A 14,350-nucleotide genomic window follows, 5' to 3' on the forward strand; every position below is an offset into this window, starting at 1 on the left:
CCCGGCGGCCGGGCGGGACAGCGTGACAATCCGCCCGCCCGGTGCCAGCACGCGCAGCGAGGCGCCGATGGCCAGGGCCGGAGCGGCCAGGTCTGCGGGCTCCGCCACCTCGTCCAGCACCGCCACAATCGCACCGATCCGCTCCCCCGGCGTGGCGTGCCGCCGGACATCCAGGTCCCAGCCCAGCAGCGCGGAAGCGAGCGCGTCGGCGCCGTCCCCGGAGCCCAGCACCAGCACCGGCCCGGGCAGCAGCGGATCGCCCCGGCGGTAGCGGCGGAGCGCCGCCGGCCGGGGCAGCCCCAGCTTGCCGGCCAGGTTCCGGGCCAGCGGATGTGAAAGCACTCTCAGGTAGCTGTCCTGTGCCGTGGCCATCGTTCAGCATGCCTCCAGGATGGCGGCAACTCCTTGGCCTCCGGCCGCGCAGATGGAGATCAGGCCCCGGCCGCGCCGGCCCTCGGCGGCGGCCTGCTCGTGCAGCAGCTTGGCCAGCGTGGCCACGATCCGCCCGCCGGTGGCGGCAAAGGGGTGGCCGGCCGCCAGCGAGGACCCGGTGACGTTGAGCCGGGAGCGGTCCACGTTTCCCAGCGGTGTATCCAGGCCGAGCTTGTCGCGGCAGAACTCCTCGCTCTCCCAGGCCGCCAGATGGCACAGCACGGTGCTGGCGAAGGCCTCGTGGATCTCCACGAAATCGAAGTCCGCCAGGGTCAGTCCGTTGCGGGCGAGCAGGCGGGGCACCGCATAGGCCGGGGCCATCAGCAGGCCCTCCTTGCCGTGGACGAAGTCCACCGCGGCGGCCTCGGCATCCACGAGGCGGGCCAGCATCGGCAGGTCCTTGCGCCGGGCGTACTCCTCGGAGCCGAGCAGCACGGTCGAGGCGCCGTCGGTCAGCGGGGTGGAATTACCTGCGGTCATCGTGGCCTCCTCCCCGAGGGATTTGCCGAAGACCGGCTGCAGCTTGCCCAGCTTCTCCAGCGAGGTATCCGCGCGCAGGTTCCCGTCCCGGACCAGGCCGCGGTACGGGGTGACCAGGTCGTCGAAGAAGTCCCGCTGGTAGGCGGCGGCCAGGTTCGCGTGGCTGGCCAGCGCCAGTTCGTCCTGGGCTTCGCGGGTGATCTTCCAGGCGGCGGTGGTCAGCGCCTGGTGCTCGCCCATGGACAGTCCGGTCCGCGGCTCCGCAGTGCCCGGGGCCAGGGGGACCAGGTCCTTCGGCCGCAGCCGGGCCAGCGCGGCCAGCTTCTGCCTGGCACTCCTGGCGCGCCCAAGCTCCAGCAGGACGGTGCGCAGGCCCTCGCCGACCACAATCGGCGCATCCGAGGCCGAGTCCACCCCGCCGGCGACGGCGGAGTCGATCTGGCCCAGCTTGATTTTATTCGCCAGCCCGACGACGGTTTCCAGACCGGTGGCACAGGCCTGCTGCAGGTCGTAGACGGGGGTTTCCGGCGACAGCGCCGAGCCCAGCACTGCCTCGCGGGTGAGGTTGAAGTCCCGGGAGTGCTTGAGCACGGCGCCCCCGGCCACCTCGCCGATCCGTTCATCCTGCAGGCCGAAGCGGGCCACCAGCCCGTCCAGGGCCGCAGTGAGCATGTCCTGGTTGCTCGCGCCGGCGTAGGCCCCGTTGGCGCGGGCAAAGGGGATGCGGTTTCCGCCGATGACGACGGCGCTGCGGATCGGCTGGGATTCGGATGTTGTTGCCATCAAACTCGCTCCTGAATGTGCTCCGGCGGACCGGCACGGGCTGGTTACCGTTACCAAGCGTAACTGATACGCTCGGTAACGTGAATATCGCAACGGCTGCTTCTTCCCCGGGAACCGGCGACGGCCGCTCGGCCCGCTGGGACCGTCACCGGGCGGACCGCCGCCGTGAGCTGATCCGCATGGCCCGACAGGCTATCCATGTCCTTGGTCCGGGCGCCTCGATGGATGACATTGCCGCCGCCGCCGGCACCTCCAAACCGGTGTTCTACCGCTATTTCGGGGACAAGGCCGGCCTGCAGCGCGCCGTCGGCGAGGTGGTGATCGGCAAGATGCAGGCCCGCCTGCAGGAAGCCGCGGCAACGGCCCGGACGCCGCACGAAGGACTGCGGGCGATGGTTTCCGCCTACCTGCAGATGGCCGAGACCTCGCCCAATGTCTATGCCTTCGTGACGCGGGCCGGCGCGGACATCCCCGCGGCCCTCGCCGGCCCGGAAGGCGGCGAACCGGACGCGCTGAGCCACTTCTTCGCCGCCATCACCCGGATGATGGAAGCCGCCATCCAGGCCCGGCTGCACGCCTCGGGCAGCACCGCGGCGGAGCTGCGGGCCCTGCGCTACTGGCCGCCGGCCGCCATCGGCATGGTCCGGGCCGCCGGCGAGCTGTGGCTGGGGAGCCCGGACGAGCCGGACAAGCCCACCCGCGAGGAAATGACCGAGCGGCTGACCGGCTGGCTGTTGACCGGCATTGCCGAGCAGCTTCCCGGCACGCCCCTGGCCCTGCCCGCCATCCCCACCAAGGAGTCCCCGTGACACAATCCGCAGAACTGACCGGAACACGTACCGCAGCCGGCGCGGACACCGCCGGCCAGGGCGTCGACGTCGACCTGCTGGGCGGTTACCTGCTGGGCCGCTGGGCGGACATCCGCCGCACTGCCAGGGAACTGGCGGCGACCCCCGGGCTGCAGCGCATCCACGGACAGACCATGGCCGAGCACCGGCGGCGGGTCTCCACCCAGCTGCAGTACCTCGCGGACCATGGCAGCGTGCACCGGGCGTTTCCGGCCCGGTTCGGCGGCGCGGACGATCCGGGCGGGAATATCGCCGGCTTCGAGGAGCTGGTGCTGGCGGATCCGTCGCTGCAGATCAAGGCCGGCGTGCAGTGGGGCCTGTTCGGCGCCTCCATCCTGCACCTGGGCACCGCCGGGCACCACGACAAATGGCTGCCGGACGTGCTGAGCCTGCGGCTGCCCGGCGCCTTTGCCATGACCGAAACCGGCCACGGTTCGGACGTCTCCGCCATCGGCACCACCGCCACCTTCGATCCGGCCACCGATGAGTTCGTGATCCATACCCCGTTCCGGGGAGCTTGGAAGGACTATCTGGGCAACGCCGCCCGGGACGGCAAGGCCGCCGTCGTCTTCGCCCAGCTCATCACGCCGGAAGCGGACCACCCGGTGAACCACGGCGTGCACGCGTTTTTCGTCCCGATCCGGGACGACGACGGCGCGTTCCTGCCGGGCGTGGGCGGGGAGGACGACGGCTTCAAGGGCGGCCTGAACGGCATCGACAACGGACGCCTGCACTTCGACCACGTCCGCATCCCCCGCGCCAATCTGCTAAACCGGTACGGGGACGTGGCCGCGGACGGGACCTACTCCTCGCCCATCGCCAACCCGGGCCGCCGCTTCTTCACGATGCTTGGCACCCTGGTCCAGGGCCGGGTCTCGCTGGACGGGGCCGCCGTCGCCGCCAGCAAGGCGGCGCTGGCCATCGCCGTCGGGTACGCGAACGAGCGCCGGCAGTTCACGGCCAGCCCGAACGCCGACGAACAGAAGCTGCTGGACTACCAGCTGCACCAGCGCCGGCTGCTCACCCGGCTCGCCACCGCCTATGCCGCTTCCTTCGCGCACGAGGAACTGCTCGAACGGTTCCACAGCGTCTTCTCCGGAGCCGAGGACACGGACGCGGACCGGCAGGACCTGGAAACCCTGGCCGCCGCCCTGAAGCCGCTGAGCACCTGGCACGCGCTGGATACGCTGCAGGAATGCCGCGAGGCCTGCGGCGGGGCCGGCTTCCTGGCCGAGAACCGGCTGGCGCTGCTGCGCGCGGATCTGGATGTCTACGTGACCTTTGAAGGGGACAACAACGTCCTGCTCCAGCTGGTGGCCAAGCGGCTGCTGGCCGACTATGCCAAGGAATTCCGCAAGGCCGATTTCGGCGCGCTGGCCCGCTGGATGGCGGCGCAGGCAGCCGACGTCACGCTGCACCGTACCGGACTGCGCCAGGTCGTCCAGACGGTCGCGGACAGCGGCTCGGACAAGAAGGCCGCCAACTACCTCAAGGACGCGGGCAGCCAGCGCGAGCTGCTGACGGTACGGGTCGGCGCCATGGTGGTCCAGCTGGCCGGAGCCCTCCGCGGCGCCGCCAAGCTGTCCCCCGCCGAGTCGGCGAAGGTGTTCAACCGGCACCAGCACGAGCTGATCGAAGCCGCCCGCGCGCACGGCGAACTGCTGCAGTGGGAGGCCTTCACCCGGGCGCTGGAGGGGATCCGGGACCCCGGGACACTCGAGGTGCTCACCTGGCTGCGGGACCTGTTCGGGCTGGGCCTGGTCGAGAAGCACCTGGGCTGGTACCTGATGAACGGCCGCCTTTCCGCCCAGCGCGCCCGCACCCTGGGCCCCTACCTCAACCGGCTGCTGCACCGGCTGCGCCCGCACGCGCAGGACCTGGTGGACGCCTTCGGCTACGGTCCGGGGCAGCTGCGCGCGGCCATCGCGACCGGTGCGGAAGAGCTCCGGCAGCAGGAGGCCATGGCGTGGGCCCGCGCCCGGCGGGCCAGCGGCAGCGCCCCGGTCCCGGAGAAGTACCTGAAGGCCCGCGCCTGACGGCTGCACCTTCCCGGTACCGGGTGGCGCCGCTATTCTGGAGCTGTCCACCGCCGGACCGGCAAGAGGAGACGTGGATCATGGTCGGAATGCGCAGGGACCGGTTTGACCTGCCGGAGCCGTTCCGGCGGTTCTTCGAGGGCGAGTGGGAGGCCTCGTGGCTGCGGGTCGAGGAATTCCGGGACGGACAAACCATGGTGGTTCGGGCCGAACTGCCCGGAATCGACCCGGACCGGGACGTTGACATCAGCGTCCGCGAGGGCGTCCTGCACATCCGCGGGGAACGCCGGGAACAGGCCGGCGAGAAGGCCAAGAGCGGCTACCGGACCGAGTTCAGGTACGGCTCCTTCTCCCGCAACATCAACCTGCCCCCGGGCTGCCGGCAGGAGGACGTCACGGCCAGCTACCGGGACGGAATCCTGGAGGTGCGCATCCCGGTGCCGCAGGAGCCGCCGGCCGGGACCGGCAAAGTGACGATCAACCGGGGCTGAACCGGTGCGCGCCTGGGGTGTGGCAACGCCCGGCCCGGCCGCGGGCGGCCCCTTGCGCTGGGAACAGCGGCCGGACCCGGAGCCCGGGCCGGACGAAATCCTGGTTTCCGTCCGGGTCTGCGGCGTGTGCCGGACGGACCTGCACCTGGCCGAAGGCGACCTGCCGCCGCTGCGGCCCGGCGTTGTTCCCGGGCACGAGGCGGTCGGTGAAGTCATCGGGCTGGGCGAGGGCTGCCGCCGCTTCCGCGTCGGCGACCGGGTGGGCGTCGCCTGGCTGCGCTCCACCTGCGGCCGCTGCCGCTTTTGCCTGCGCGGCCAGGAGAACCTGTGCCTGACCTCGGAATTCACCGGCTGGCACCACGACGGCGGCTACGCCGAACTGCTGACCGTACCGGAGAACTATGCGTACTTCCTCCCGGAGGTGTTTTCCGACGAAGAGGCCGCGCCGCTGCTGTGCGCGGGCATTATCGGCTACCGCGCCCTCGAGCGGGCCGCGCTGCCGCCGGGCGGCCGGCTGGGCATCTACGGCTTCGGCGGTTCGGCCCATCTGGCCGCGCAGGTGGCCCTGTACCGCTCCGCCGAGGTCTATGTCATGACACGGTCGGCGGCCGCGCGCCGGCTCGCCGCGGAACTGGGTGCCGTGTTCGTCGGCGACACCGACGCCGTTCCGCCGAAGCCGCTGGATGCTGCCATCCTGTTCGCGCCCGTGGGCACGCTGGTGCCCCCGGCGCTGCGGGCCCTGGACCGCGGCGGCACCCTGGCCATCGCCGGCATCCACCTGAGCGACATTCCGCCGCTGCACTATGAGACGGACTTGTTCCAGGAGCGGCAGTTGCGCAGCGTCACCGCCAATACCCGGCGCGACGGCGAGGAATTCCTGGCCTTGGCCGCGGACATTCCGCTGCGCCCGACCACCGTCCCCTACCCGCTGGAAGCCGCGGACCAGGCGCTGATGGACCTGGCCGCGGACCGGATCACCGGCGCCGCCGTGCTGCACATGATGACCTGATCGCACTTTGGACGGGAGGCCCGCCGTGAAGCCAGGCCGCATGGTCATGCTGGTTATTGGCACCCTGCTCGCGATGCTGGGCCTGTCCCTGGTGATCGCCGCGGGGACGCTCGGCAGTGCGTGGGCCAGGCAGCAACAGGACGGCTACCTGACGGTGCCCGTGGAACGGTACGCGGTCAATTCGTACGCGCTGACCACCATGCGGGCGGACATTGCCGCCGAAACACTGCCGCTGCCGGCCCGGATGGACCAACTGGTCAGCCTGGTACTGCGCGGACAGAACGCCGATCCGGCCAAGCCGGTCTTCCTGGGCGTGGCCCGGCAGGCGGATGTGGACCGGTATCTGGCCGGCACCGCGCGCTCCGTCCTGGACCACGTCCAGTTCGATCCGTTCCAGGCCCGGTACCGGGAGATTGCCGGCAGCAGGGCACCGGAGCCGCCGGGCCAGCAGACTTTCTGGGCCTCCTCCAGCACAGGCACCGGCCGGCACGAACTGCCGCTGAACCTGCGCCCGGGCAACTGGGTGGTGGTCGTGATGAATGCCGATGCCAGCCGCCCGCTGCTGGTCGACCTGCAGGCGGGGGCACGCTCGGAGCTGCTCGGCCCGCTCGCGCTGGGACTGCTCACCGGCGGCCTGGCCATGCTGGTGGTCGGCGTGCCCCTGCTGCTGGCCGGGGCCGCCGGGCTGGGACGGCTCATTCCCGCCGGCACCGGGCCTGCCGCCGCAACGGCGCCCTATCCGGCACGGTTGTCCGGCACGCTGGACCCGGAGCTGTCCCGCGGGCTGTGGCTGGTGAAATGGCTGCTGGCCGTCCCGCACTATATCGTGCTGGCCATCCTCTGGTTCGCCTTCGTGGTGGCCACCATCGCCTCCGGGGTCGCCATCCTGTTCACCGGCAGGTATCCCCGCAACCTCTTCAACTTCAATGTGGGCGTGCTGCGCTGGCAGTGGCGGGTGGCCTTCTATGCCTTCGCCGCGCTGGGCACCGACAGGTACCCGCCGTTCACGCTGGCCCGCACCGACTACCCGGCAGACTTCGACGTGGACTATCCGCAGCGGCTGAACAACTGGCTGGTGCTCGTCAAGCCGTGGCTGCTGGCCGTTCCGCACCTGCTCATTGTGTCGGTGCTGACCGGCAGTGCCGGACTGTGGTGGGCGCGTGGGAACGGCGGCAACTGGGGCGCCGGCATTGGGCTGCTGGGGCTGCTGGTGTTCATCGCGGGGGTCGTCCTGCTGTTCACCGGCAGGTACCGCCCTGACCTGTTCGCCCTGGTCATGGGGTTGAACCGCTGGATCTACCGGGTCTACGCCTACGTGGGCCTGATGCGGGACGAGTACCCGCCGTTCCGCCTGGACCAGGGGCCGGCCGACCCCGGCGCTGCCGGTGCCGGTCCAGGGACCGGCACCGGCAGCGCCGCATACGGTCAGCCGCCGAGCACGCCGCGGTAGACCTCCAGGGTGCTCGCCGCGATGGAGTGCCAGGAGAAGTGCTCCTCGGCACGCTTCCGGCCGGCTTCGCCCTGGCGGCGGGCCCGTTCCCGATCGCCCACCGTGGCGTTCAGCGCGGCGGCGAAGTCCTTGACGAACTTCTCCGGATCCAGCGGCGTGCCGGTGCCGTCCGCGACCTGTTCCAGCGGCACGAGGGTGCCGGTGACCCCGTCCTGGACCACTTCGGGGATGCCGCCGGTGGCGCTGGCGACGACGGCGGCGCCGCAGGCCATGGCCTCCAGGTTCACAATCCCCAGCGGCTCGTAGACGGACGGGCAGGCGAACGCGGTGGCGTGGCTGAGCACCTGGATCAGCTCGTGGCGCGGCAGCATCCGCTCGATCAGCACCACGCCGTCGCGGCGGGACTTCAGTCCCTCGATCAGGCCGGTGGTCTCGGCGGCCAGCTCGGGGGTGTCCGCGGCGCCCAGGCACAGCACCAGCTGGACCTCGCCCGGCAGCTGGTCCGCGGCCCGCAGCAGGTAGGGCACGCCCTTCTGCCGCGTATTGCGGCCAACGAAAACCACCGAGGGGCGCTGCGGATCGATCCCGAGCGTGCGCACGGCGTCGTCGTTTTCGTCGCGCTGCCACAGGTCCACGTCGATCCCGTTGTGCACCACCTTCACCCTGGCCGGGTCCACCCCCGGGTAGCAGCGCAGGATGTCGGACCGCATACCCGCGGACACCGCGATGATGGCAGCGGCCGCCTCATAGGCGGTCTTCTCCACCCAGGAGGACAGCCGGTAGCCGCCGCCGAGCTGCTCTGCCTTCCACGGGCGCAGCGGCTCCAGCGAGTGCGCACTGAGCACATGCGGGATGCCGTGCAGCAGGGACCCCAGATGGCCTGCCATGTTCGCGTACCAGGTGTGCGAATGCACCAGGTCCGCGCCCTGCATGCCGGTGAGCATTTCCAGGTCGACGCCGAGCGTCTGCACCGCTGCGTTGGCGTCCCTGAGTCCGTCCGGCACCGCATAGCTGCGCACGTGCGCGCCGTGGTAGTCCTCCGGGCGCGGCGCGCCGAAGGCATGGATGTTCAGGTCCACCTTATCCGCCAGCACCCGGCTGAGCTCGGCCACATGAACCCCGGCGCCGCCGTAGATTTCCGGGGGAAATTCCTTTGTCACAATATCGATCCGCACGACATCTAACGTAGTGCAGCCAGCACTTCTCACCTAGTCTGAAAAAAGTACCGCTTCACAGTTGGGCTTTGGGGAACAGAAATGGGGATGTGTTCATGCCGCAGAAGAAGGTTTTGGCAGTGGTTCTGGCCGGCGGTGAGGGCAAGCGCCTGATGCCGCTGACCGCGGACAGGGCCAAGCCCGCGGTGCCGTTCGCCGGAAGTTACCGGCTGATCGACTTCGCGCTGTCGAACCTGGTCAACTCGCACTACCTGAAGATCGTGGTGCTCACGCAGTACAAGTCCCACAGCCTGGACCGGCACATCTCCGAAACCTGGCGCCTGTCCTCGCAGCTGGGCAACTACGTGGCGACGGTGCCGGCCCAGCAGCGCCGGGGCAAGAGCTGGTTCCTGGGCAGCGCAAACGCCATCTACCAGTCGCTGAACCTGATCCAGGACGAGCGGCCGGACATCGTCGTGGTCATCGGCGCCGACCACGTGTACCGGATGGACTTTCGGCAGATGGTGGACGCCCACGTTGCCAGCGGCGCCTCGGTCAGCGTGGCCGCCGTCCGCCAGCCGCTGTACTTGGCCAACCAGTTCGGTGTCATCGAAACCGATACCACAGCGCCGGGCAGGATCAGCGCGTTCGTGGAAAAACCCGCGAGCACACCCGGGCTGCCCGACGACCCGCAGAGCTTCCTGGCGTCCATGGGCAACTACGTCTTCAACACGGACGCGCTGGTGCGGGCCCTGGACGTGGACGCGGAGCGCCTGGATACCAACCACGACATGGGCGGGGACATCATCCCCTACTTCGTCGAACGCGGCGAGGCCGCCGTCTACGACTTCACCGCCAACGACGTCCCCGGGGCCAACGAGGCGGACCGGCAGTACTGGCGCGACGTGGGCACCTTGGATTCCTACTATGACGCGCACATGGACCTGATCCGTCCGCTGCCCGCGTTCAACCTGTACAACCTGGAGTGGCCCATCTACACCCGCCAGAACGTCTACGCGCCGGCCAAGCTGGTCCGCGGCGTCAGCGGCCGGGAGGGGGCGGCCCATGATTCCATCCTGGCCGCCGGTGTGGTGGTTTCCGGCGGCGTCGTCCGCCATTCCGTGGCGGCGAACAACGTCTACGTGTCCGAGGGCGCGCATGTGGATGGCAGCGTGCTGATGGACAATGTCCGCATCGGCGAGGGCGCGGTGGTCCGGCGGGCCATCCTGGACAAGAACGTCCAGGTGCCGGCCGGAGCCACCATCGGCGTGGACGCGGAGCAGGACAAGGCCCGGGGCTTCACGGTCACGGACTCCGGCCTGACCGTGCTGCGCAAGGGCCAGCCCGTGCTCACCCCGGACACGGTGGCCGGCGCCCAGTAAGGTGCCCGGCCACCTGGTCCGGCCGCACCCCGAAGGATCACAAGCCCAAACCCTTGTGGTTCGATATACAGGCCTGTCGGGTTGTCAGGCGACGCGGGTGACGTCCACGCTCACGGTCAGCCGCGAGCCTCCGCCGCCGGCCAGGATGCCCTTCAGCGGCGGCACGTCCCGGTAGTCGCGTCCCCGGGCCACGGAGACGTGGAAGTCGCCGACCGGTCCGGCATTGGTCGGATCCCAGGCCCGCCACTGGCCGTCCCACCACTCCAGCCAGGCGTGCGACTGCCCGGCCACGGTCTCCCCGAGGGCAGCCTCCGGCCACGGATGCAGGTAGCCGGACACATAGCGGGCCGGGACGCCCAGGCTGCGCAGTGCGCCGATGCCCAGATGGGCCAGGTCCTGGCAGACGCCCTTCCGGTGGTTCCAGACCTCCTCCGCGCTGGATTGCACGCCGGTGACGCCCTTGACGTACTGCATTTCGCCCTTCATCCAGGCCATCACCGCGTGCGCGGCCTCATGCGGGCCGCACCCCTCCGCGAGGCCTGCCACCAGCTTGCGCACCTCCTCCCCCGGCTCGCTCAGCCGGGTCTGGGGCAGCCAGTCGGAGAATCCGTCCAGCACGGACTCGTCGGCCAGCCCGTCCCAGCCGGCCGGTTCTCCTTCGGGCGGCACCCGCTCGCTGCGGTGCACCTCCACGGTGGTCACCGCGGTTACCTCGAGGAAATCGTGCGGAACCTGCATGTCGAAGGCCGTCACCCGGGTGCCCCAGTAGTCCCGGTAGGTGCTGAGCACCGCGCCGGCAGGACTGACCTTGAGGGCCGATTCCAGCACCACCTGCTGGGAATCGGTCACCGGCGTCATCCGCGCCTCGTTGTAGGACAGCGTCACTTTCCGGTCATAGGCATAGCCGGTACGGTGTTCGATCCGCAGGCGCGTCATGAAACTTCTCCTACCCACGACAGGTCCACTGTCTGCGCGAAGTATTTGCGGGTGATGGCGTCGGAGGCGCGGGCGCAGGCCTTTTGCACCCGGTCCATGTGCTCGGGCAGCTCCGCCATCAGGTCGGTGGTCTGGTGGAATTCCAGGAAGGTGCGGGCCTGGCCGACAATCCGGCGGGCGTCGTTGATGAAGCCCACCCGCTCGTAGGACGGATCCAGCCGCTCCAACGCCTGTTCGGCATCGCTGAGCGCATACACGATCGAGCGCGGGAAGAGCCGGTCCAGCAGCAGGAACTCGGCGGCGTGCTCGTCCCCGAAGGCCGCCCGCCGGGTCCGCAGGAAGGACTCGTACGCGCCGGCACAGCGCAGCATGTTCACCCAGGACAAACCGGAGGAAAGCATCTCGGGGGTCTGCAGCATGCGGGCTGTCATGTCGGCCCGCTCGAGGCTGCGGCCCAGGATCATGAACTGCCAGCCCTCGTCGTGGCTCATGGTGGTATCCGACAGGCCCTTGGCCATGGCCGTCCGCTCGAGCACCCAGTGGCAGAACCGGTAGGTCCCCACCACGTCCTTGCGGTGCTGGTTCAGCCCGTACCAGGTGGTGTTCAGGCACTCCCACAGCGCCGACGAGACGGTTTCCCGGGCACGCCGGGCGTTCTCGCGGGCCGCCCCCAGCGCGCCGGCAATCGAGGTGGGACCGGTGCGGTCATAGGCAAGCTTGTCCAGCAGGTAGGACAGCCCGAGGTCTTCCAGCTTCCCGGCATCCGGGCGGACACCCATGATGCCCAGCAGCTGGCGCGATACCAGGCGCTGCTCCGGCGCCGGCAGCTGGTTCAGCCGTTCCAGGTTCACGTCGAGGATCCGGGCTGTTCCGTCGGCGCGCTCGACATAGCGTCCGATCCAGAACAGGGATTCGGCGATTCGGCTCAGCATCCGGGCGCAACTCCTTCATTCGGTTCCAGGGGCATGCTCATTGCTCCTGCTGGTTGTCTTGCCAGTTGGATTCGATCGGCCAAACGCTGGTCCGTTCGCGCACCGTCACGGGTGCGGCAGGTGCCGCCGGAGCCGGGGCGGCATCCGTGCCGGCCAGTACCCAGGTGTCCTTGGAGCCGCCGCCCTGGCTCGAGTTGACGATCAGCGAGCCCTCCCTCAGCGCCACCCGGGTCAGCCCGCCGGGCAGCACCCAGACGTCGTCGCCGTCGTTGATGGCAAACGGGCGCAGGTCCACATGGCGCGGGCCGAACCGGCCTCCGGCCAGGGTAGGGACGGTGGACAGCTGCAGCACCGGCTGGGCAATCCAGCCGCGCGGATCAGCCAGGACGCTGGCGCGCAGCGCTTCCAGCTCCTCCTTCGAGGCATCCGGCCCGATCACCAGGCCCTTGCCGCCGGAGCCGCCCACGGGCTTGACCACCAGCTCGTCCAGCCGGTCCAGGACCTCCTCGCGCGCCGCGGGCTCCTCGAGCCGGAAGGTGTCCACGTTCGGCACGATCGGCTCCTCGCCCAGGTAGTAGCGGATCAGGTCCGGCACGTAGGTGTAGACCAGCTTGTCGTCGGCGACGCCGTTGCCCAGGGCATTGGCGATCGTGACGTTGCCGGCGCGCGCGGCATTGACGATCCCCGGGCAGCCGAGCACCGAGTCCGAGCGGAACTGCAGCGGGTCCAGGAAGTCGTCGTCGATCCGCTTGTAGATCACATCCACGCGCTGCTCGCCCGCCGTGGTGCGCATGTAGACACGGTTGCCGCGGCAGATCAGATCCCGGCCCTCCACCAGTTCGACGCCCATCAGGCCCGCCAGCAGCGTGTGCTCGAAATAGGCGCTGTTGAACACGCCCGGGGTCAGTACGACGACGGTGGGATCCGCCACGCCCGGCGGTGCCGTCTTGCGCAGGGCCGAGAGCAGCCGGCGCGGATACTCCTCCACCGGCCGCACGCTGGACTGGGCAAAGGCCTCGGGCAGGCCCTTGGCCATGGCGCGCCGGTTTTCCAGCACATAGCTCACGCCGCTGGGCACGCGCACGTTGTCCTCGAGCACGCGGAAGGTGCCGGCATGGTCCCGCACGACATCGATGCCCGAAACGTGCACCCGCACCCCGCCGGCGGGATCGAAGCCGGAAACCTCGCGGTGGAAATGCGCGCTGGAGGTGATCAGGCGCCGTGGGATCACCCCGTCGCCGATCACGTGCATCTTCCCATAGACATCCTGCAGGAAGGCCTCGAGCGCGCGCACCCGCTGCGCCACGCCACGCTCCAGGATGTCCCAGTCGGCAGCAGAGATAACGCGCGGCACGATATCGAGCGGGAAGGGGCGTTCCTCGCCGGCGAAATCGAAGGTGACCCCGCGGTCCAGGAAAGTGCGCGCCATCGAATCCGCGCGGGCGGTCACATCCGCCAGTGTCTGCGCCCCCAGGGCGGCGGCCACATGCGCGTATTCGGCCCGGGGAATCTGTCCGGGGCCGAACATCTCGTCATAGGCGGTGCTGCGCGCGGCCGCGGCTTCATAGTCCTGGAAGAGGTCAGACATGCCAAAAGGTTTTCATGCCGCAAGGCGTTTTTCATAGCCGGGCCGTTTCCGGCGTGTTTCACCCCTGGCAGGATCGCTCTCCCGCTCCCCTAGGATGGGCAGGTGCACACACCATCCGCCCGGACCGCGCTGCCGGACCTGCTGCCCGGGCTGGCCGCCGCCGTGGCGGCCGTGCTGTTGGCCTTCGGGGCGCACGCGCTCTGGCCGGCGGTCCCGGCAATGAGTTTCGCCATCGTGTGGGGCATCCTCGCGGCCAACCTGCCGGGGATATCCGGGAGCGTGGCCGGCTGCCTGGCCTCCGGGTTGAGGTTTTCCGCGAAGACCCTGATGCGTGCGGGCATCGTGCTGCTCGGGGCCAGGCTTTCACTGGCCCAGCTGGCCGAACTTGGCTGGCCTGCCCTGGTGCTGACCGTGCTGCTGGTGCTGGCCGCCTTCGCCGGTACCTACCTGCTGGCGAAGGCATTCCGGCTGCCCGGGGAACAGCCGCTGCTGCTGGCGGCCGGGTTCTCCATCTGCGGTGCCTCGGCCATTGCCGCCGTAGCGGCAGCGCGCGGGAGCCGGTACCGGGACGCCGCCGCCCCGGTGGCGCTGGTGACCCTGTGCGGCACGCTGGCCATTGCCGTGCTGCCGGCGTTGATGCAGCTGGCGCACCTGCCCGCGCAGACCTTCGGCTTCTGGGTGGGCGCGTCCGTGCACGATGTCGGCCAGGTCGTCGCGGCGGCGCAAACGGCCGGTTCGGCGGCACTGGCCGTCGCCGTCGCCGTCAAACTGGTGCGCGTGGCGACCCTGGCCCCGATAGTGGCCGCGGTGAGCCTGCACGGCCGGCGCG

Annotated in this window: 12 protein-coding genes and 1 pseudogene; 7 read left to right on the forward strand and 6 right to left on the reverse strand. The window is 70.0% G+C overall.

Annotation, left to right across the window (positions count from 1 at the left end; translation table 11 throughout):
* Together ACFQ36_RS14090 and ACFQ36_RS14095 are read right to left on the reverse strand one after the other, a co-directional pair.
* Window positions 1-372: pseudogene (locus ACFQ36_RS14090) on the reverse strand (3-oxoacyl-ACP reductase); the annotation flags it as partial.
* A 3-nt stretch (window positions 373-375) separates the two neighbouring features.
* The gene (locus ACFQ36_RS14095) at window positions 376-1,695 is read right to left on the reverse strand and encodes an acetyl-CoA C-acetyltransferase (RefSeq protein WP_377014617.1); all 1,320 of its coding nucleotides are present in this window, start codon (window positions 1,693-1,695) and stop codon (window positions 376-378) included.
* Between the two features lie 179 nt (window positions 1,696-1,874).
* Between ACFQ36_RS14095 and ACFQ36_RS14100 the strand changes: the two genes are divergently transcribed.
* The 5 genes from ACFQ36_RS14100 to ACFQ36_RS14120 all read left to right on the forward strand — a co-directional run bounded on the left by ACFQ36_RS14100 (window position 1,875) and on the right by ACFQ36_RS14120 (window position 7,529).
* Entirely contained in the window at window positions 1,875-2,504 is a 630-nt protein-coding gene (locus tag ACFQ36_RS14100) for a TetR/AcrR family transcriptional regulator (RefSeq protein ID WP_377014619.1), read from the forward strand.
* Window positions 2,501-4,579, forward strand: a complete 2,079-nt coding sequence (locus ACFQ36_RS14105; RefSeq protein WP_377014621.1) for an acyl-CoA dehydrogenase — start codon at window positions 2,501-2,503, stop codon at window positions 4,577-4,579. Before ACFQ36_RS14100 ends, ACFQ36_RS14105 begins: the two co-directional genes overlap by 4 nt.
* A gap of 80 nt (window positions 4,580-4,659) precedes the next feature.
* Complete coding sequence (locus ACFQ36_RS14110) at window positions 4,660-5,070, forward strand: Hsp20/alpha crystallin family protein (RefSeq protein WP_377014622.1); 411 nt, start codon at window positions 4,660-4,662, stop codon at window positions 5,068-5,070.
* 19 nt (window positions 5,071-5,089) lie between these two features.
* Window positions 5,090-6,079 (forward strand): zinc-dependent alcohol dehydrogenase family protein, encoded by a 990-nt coding sequence (locus ACFQ36_RS14115; RefSeq protein ID WP_377014623.1) that lies wholly within the window; start codon window positions 5,090-5,092, stop codon window positions 6,077-6,079.
* Window positions 6,080-6,104: 25 nt separating this feature from the next.
* Window positions 6,105-7,529 carry a DUF4389 domain-containing protein gene (locus ACFQ36_RS14120; protein ID WP_377014625.1) on the forward strand — a complete coding sequence of 475 codons (1,425 nt, stop codon included), beginning with the start codon at window positions 6,105-6,107 and terminating at the stop codon, window positions 7,527-7,529.
* On the opposite strand, the gene glgA is transcribed toward ACFQ36_RS14120, so the two are convergent.
* Entirely contained in the window at window positions 7,505-8,704 is a 1,200-nt protein-coding gene (gene glgA, locus ACFQ36_RS14125) for a glycogen synthase (RefSeq protein ID WP_377014627.1), read from the reverse strand. The two genes, ACFQ36_RS14120 and glgA, sit on opposite strands and share 25 nt — an antisense overlap.
* Window positions 8,705-8,793: 89 nt before the next feature.
* On the opposite strand from glgA, the gene glgC reads away from it, so the two are divergent.
* Window positions 8,794-10,065 carry a glucose-1-phosphate adenylyltransferase gene (glgC, locus tag ACFQ36_RS14130; RefSeq protein WP_377014629.1) on the forward strand — a complete coding sequence of 424 codons (1,272 nt, stop codon included), beginning with the start codon at window positions 8,794-8,796 and terminating at the stop codon, window positions 10,063-10,065.
* An 84-nt stretch (window positions 10,066-10,149) separates the two neighbouring features.
* Here the strand turns inward: glgC and ACFQ36_RS14135 are convergent, their stop codons facing one another.
* From ACFQ36_RS14135 to ACFQ36_RS14145, 3 genes are read right to left on the reverse strand one after another with little or no spacing between them, the layout of a single operon-like run.
* Window positions 10,150-11,001: a transglutaminase N-terminal domain-containing protein gene (locus ACFQ36_RS14135; RefSeq protein ID WP_377014631.1), complete on the reverse strand. Its 852-nt coding sequence runs from the start codon at window positions 10,999-11,001 to the stop codon at window positions 10,150-10,152.
* Window positions 10,998-11,933, reverse strand: a complete 936-nt coding sequence (locus ACFQ36_RS14140; RefSeq protein ID WP_377014633.1) for an alpha-E domain-containing protein — start codon at window positions 11,931-11,933, stop codon at window positions 10,998-11,000. The genes ACFQ36_RS14135 and ACFQ36_RS14140 overlap by 4 nt, the downstream gene beginning before the upstream one ends.
* 37 nt (window positions 11,934-11,970) lie before the next feature.
* Window positions 11,971-13,521, reverse strand: a complete 1,551-nt coding sequence (locus ACFQ36_RS14145) for a circularly permuted type 2 ATP-grasp protein (RefSeq protein WP_377014635.1) — start codon at window positions 13,519-13,521, stop codon at window positions 11,971-11,973.
* Window positions 13,522-13,623: 102 nt separating this feature from the next.
* Between ACFQ36_RS14145 and ACFQ36_RS14150 the strand changes: the two genes are divergently transcribed.
* A partial coding sequence (locus tag ACFQ36_RS14150; RefSeq protein WP_377014637.1) for a YeiH family protein occupies window positions 13,624-14,350 on the forward strand: 727 nt, incomplete at its 3' end.

This window comes from Arthrobacter sp. GCM10027362, assembly GCF_042679445.1.
GTDB lineage: Bacteria > Actinomycetota > Actinomycetes > Actinomycetales > Micrococcaceae > Crystallibacter.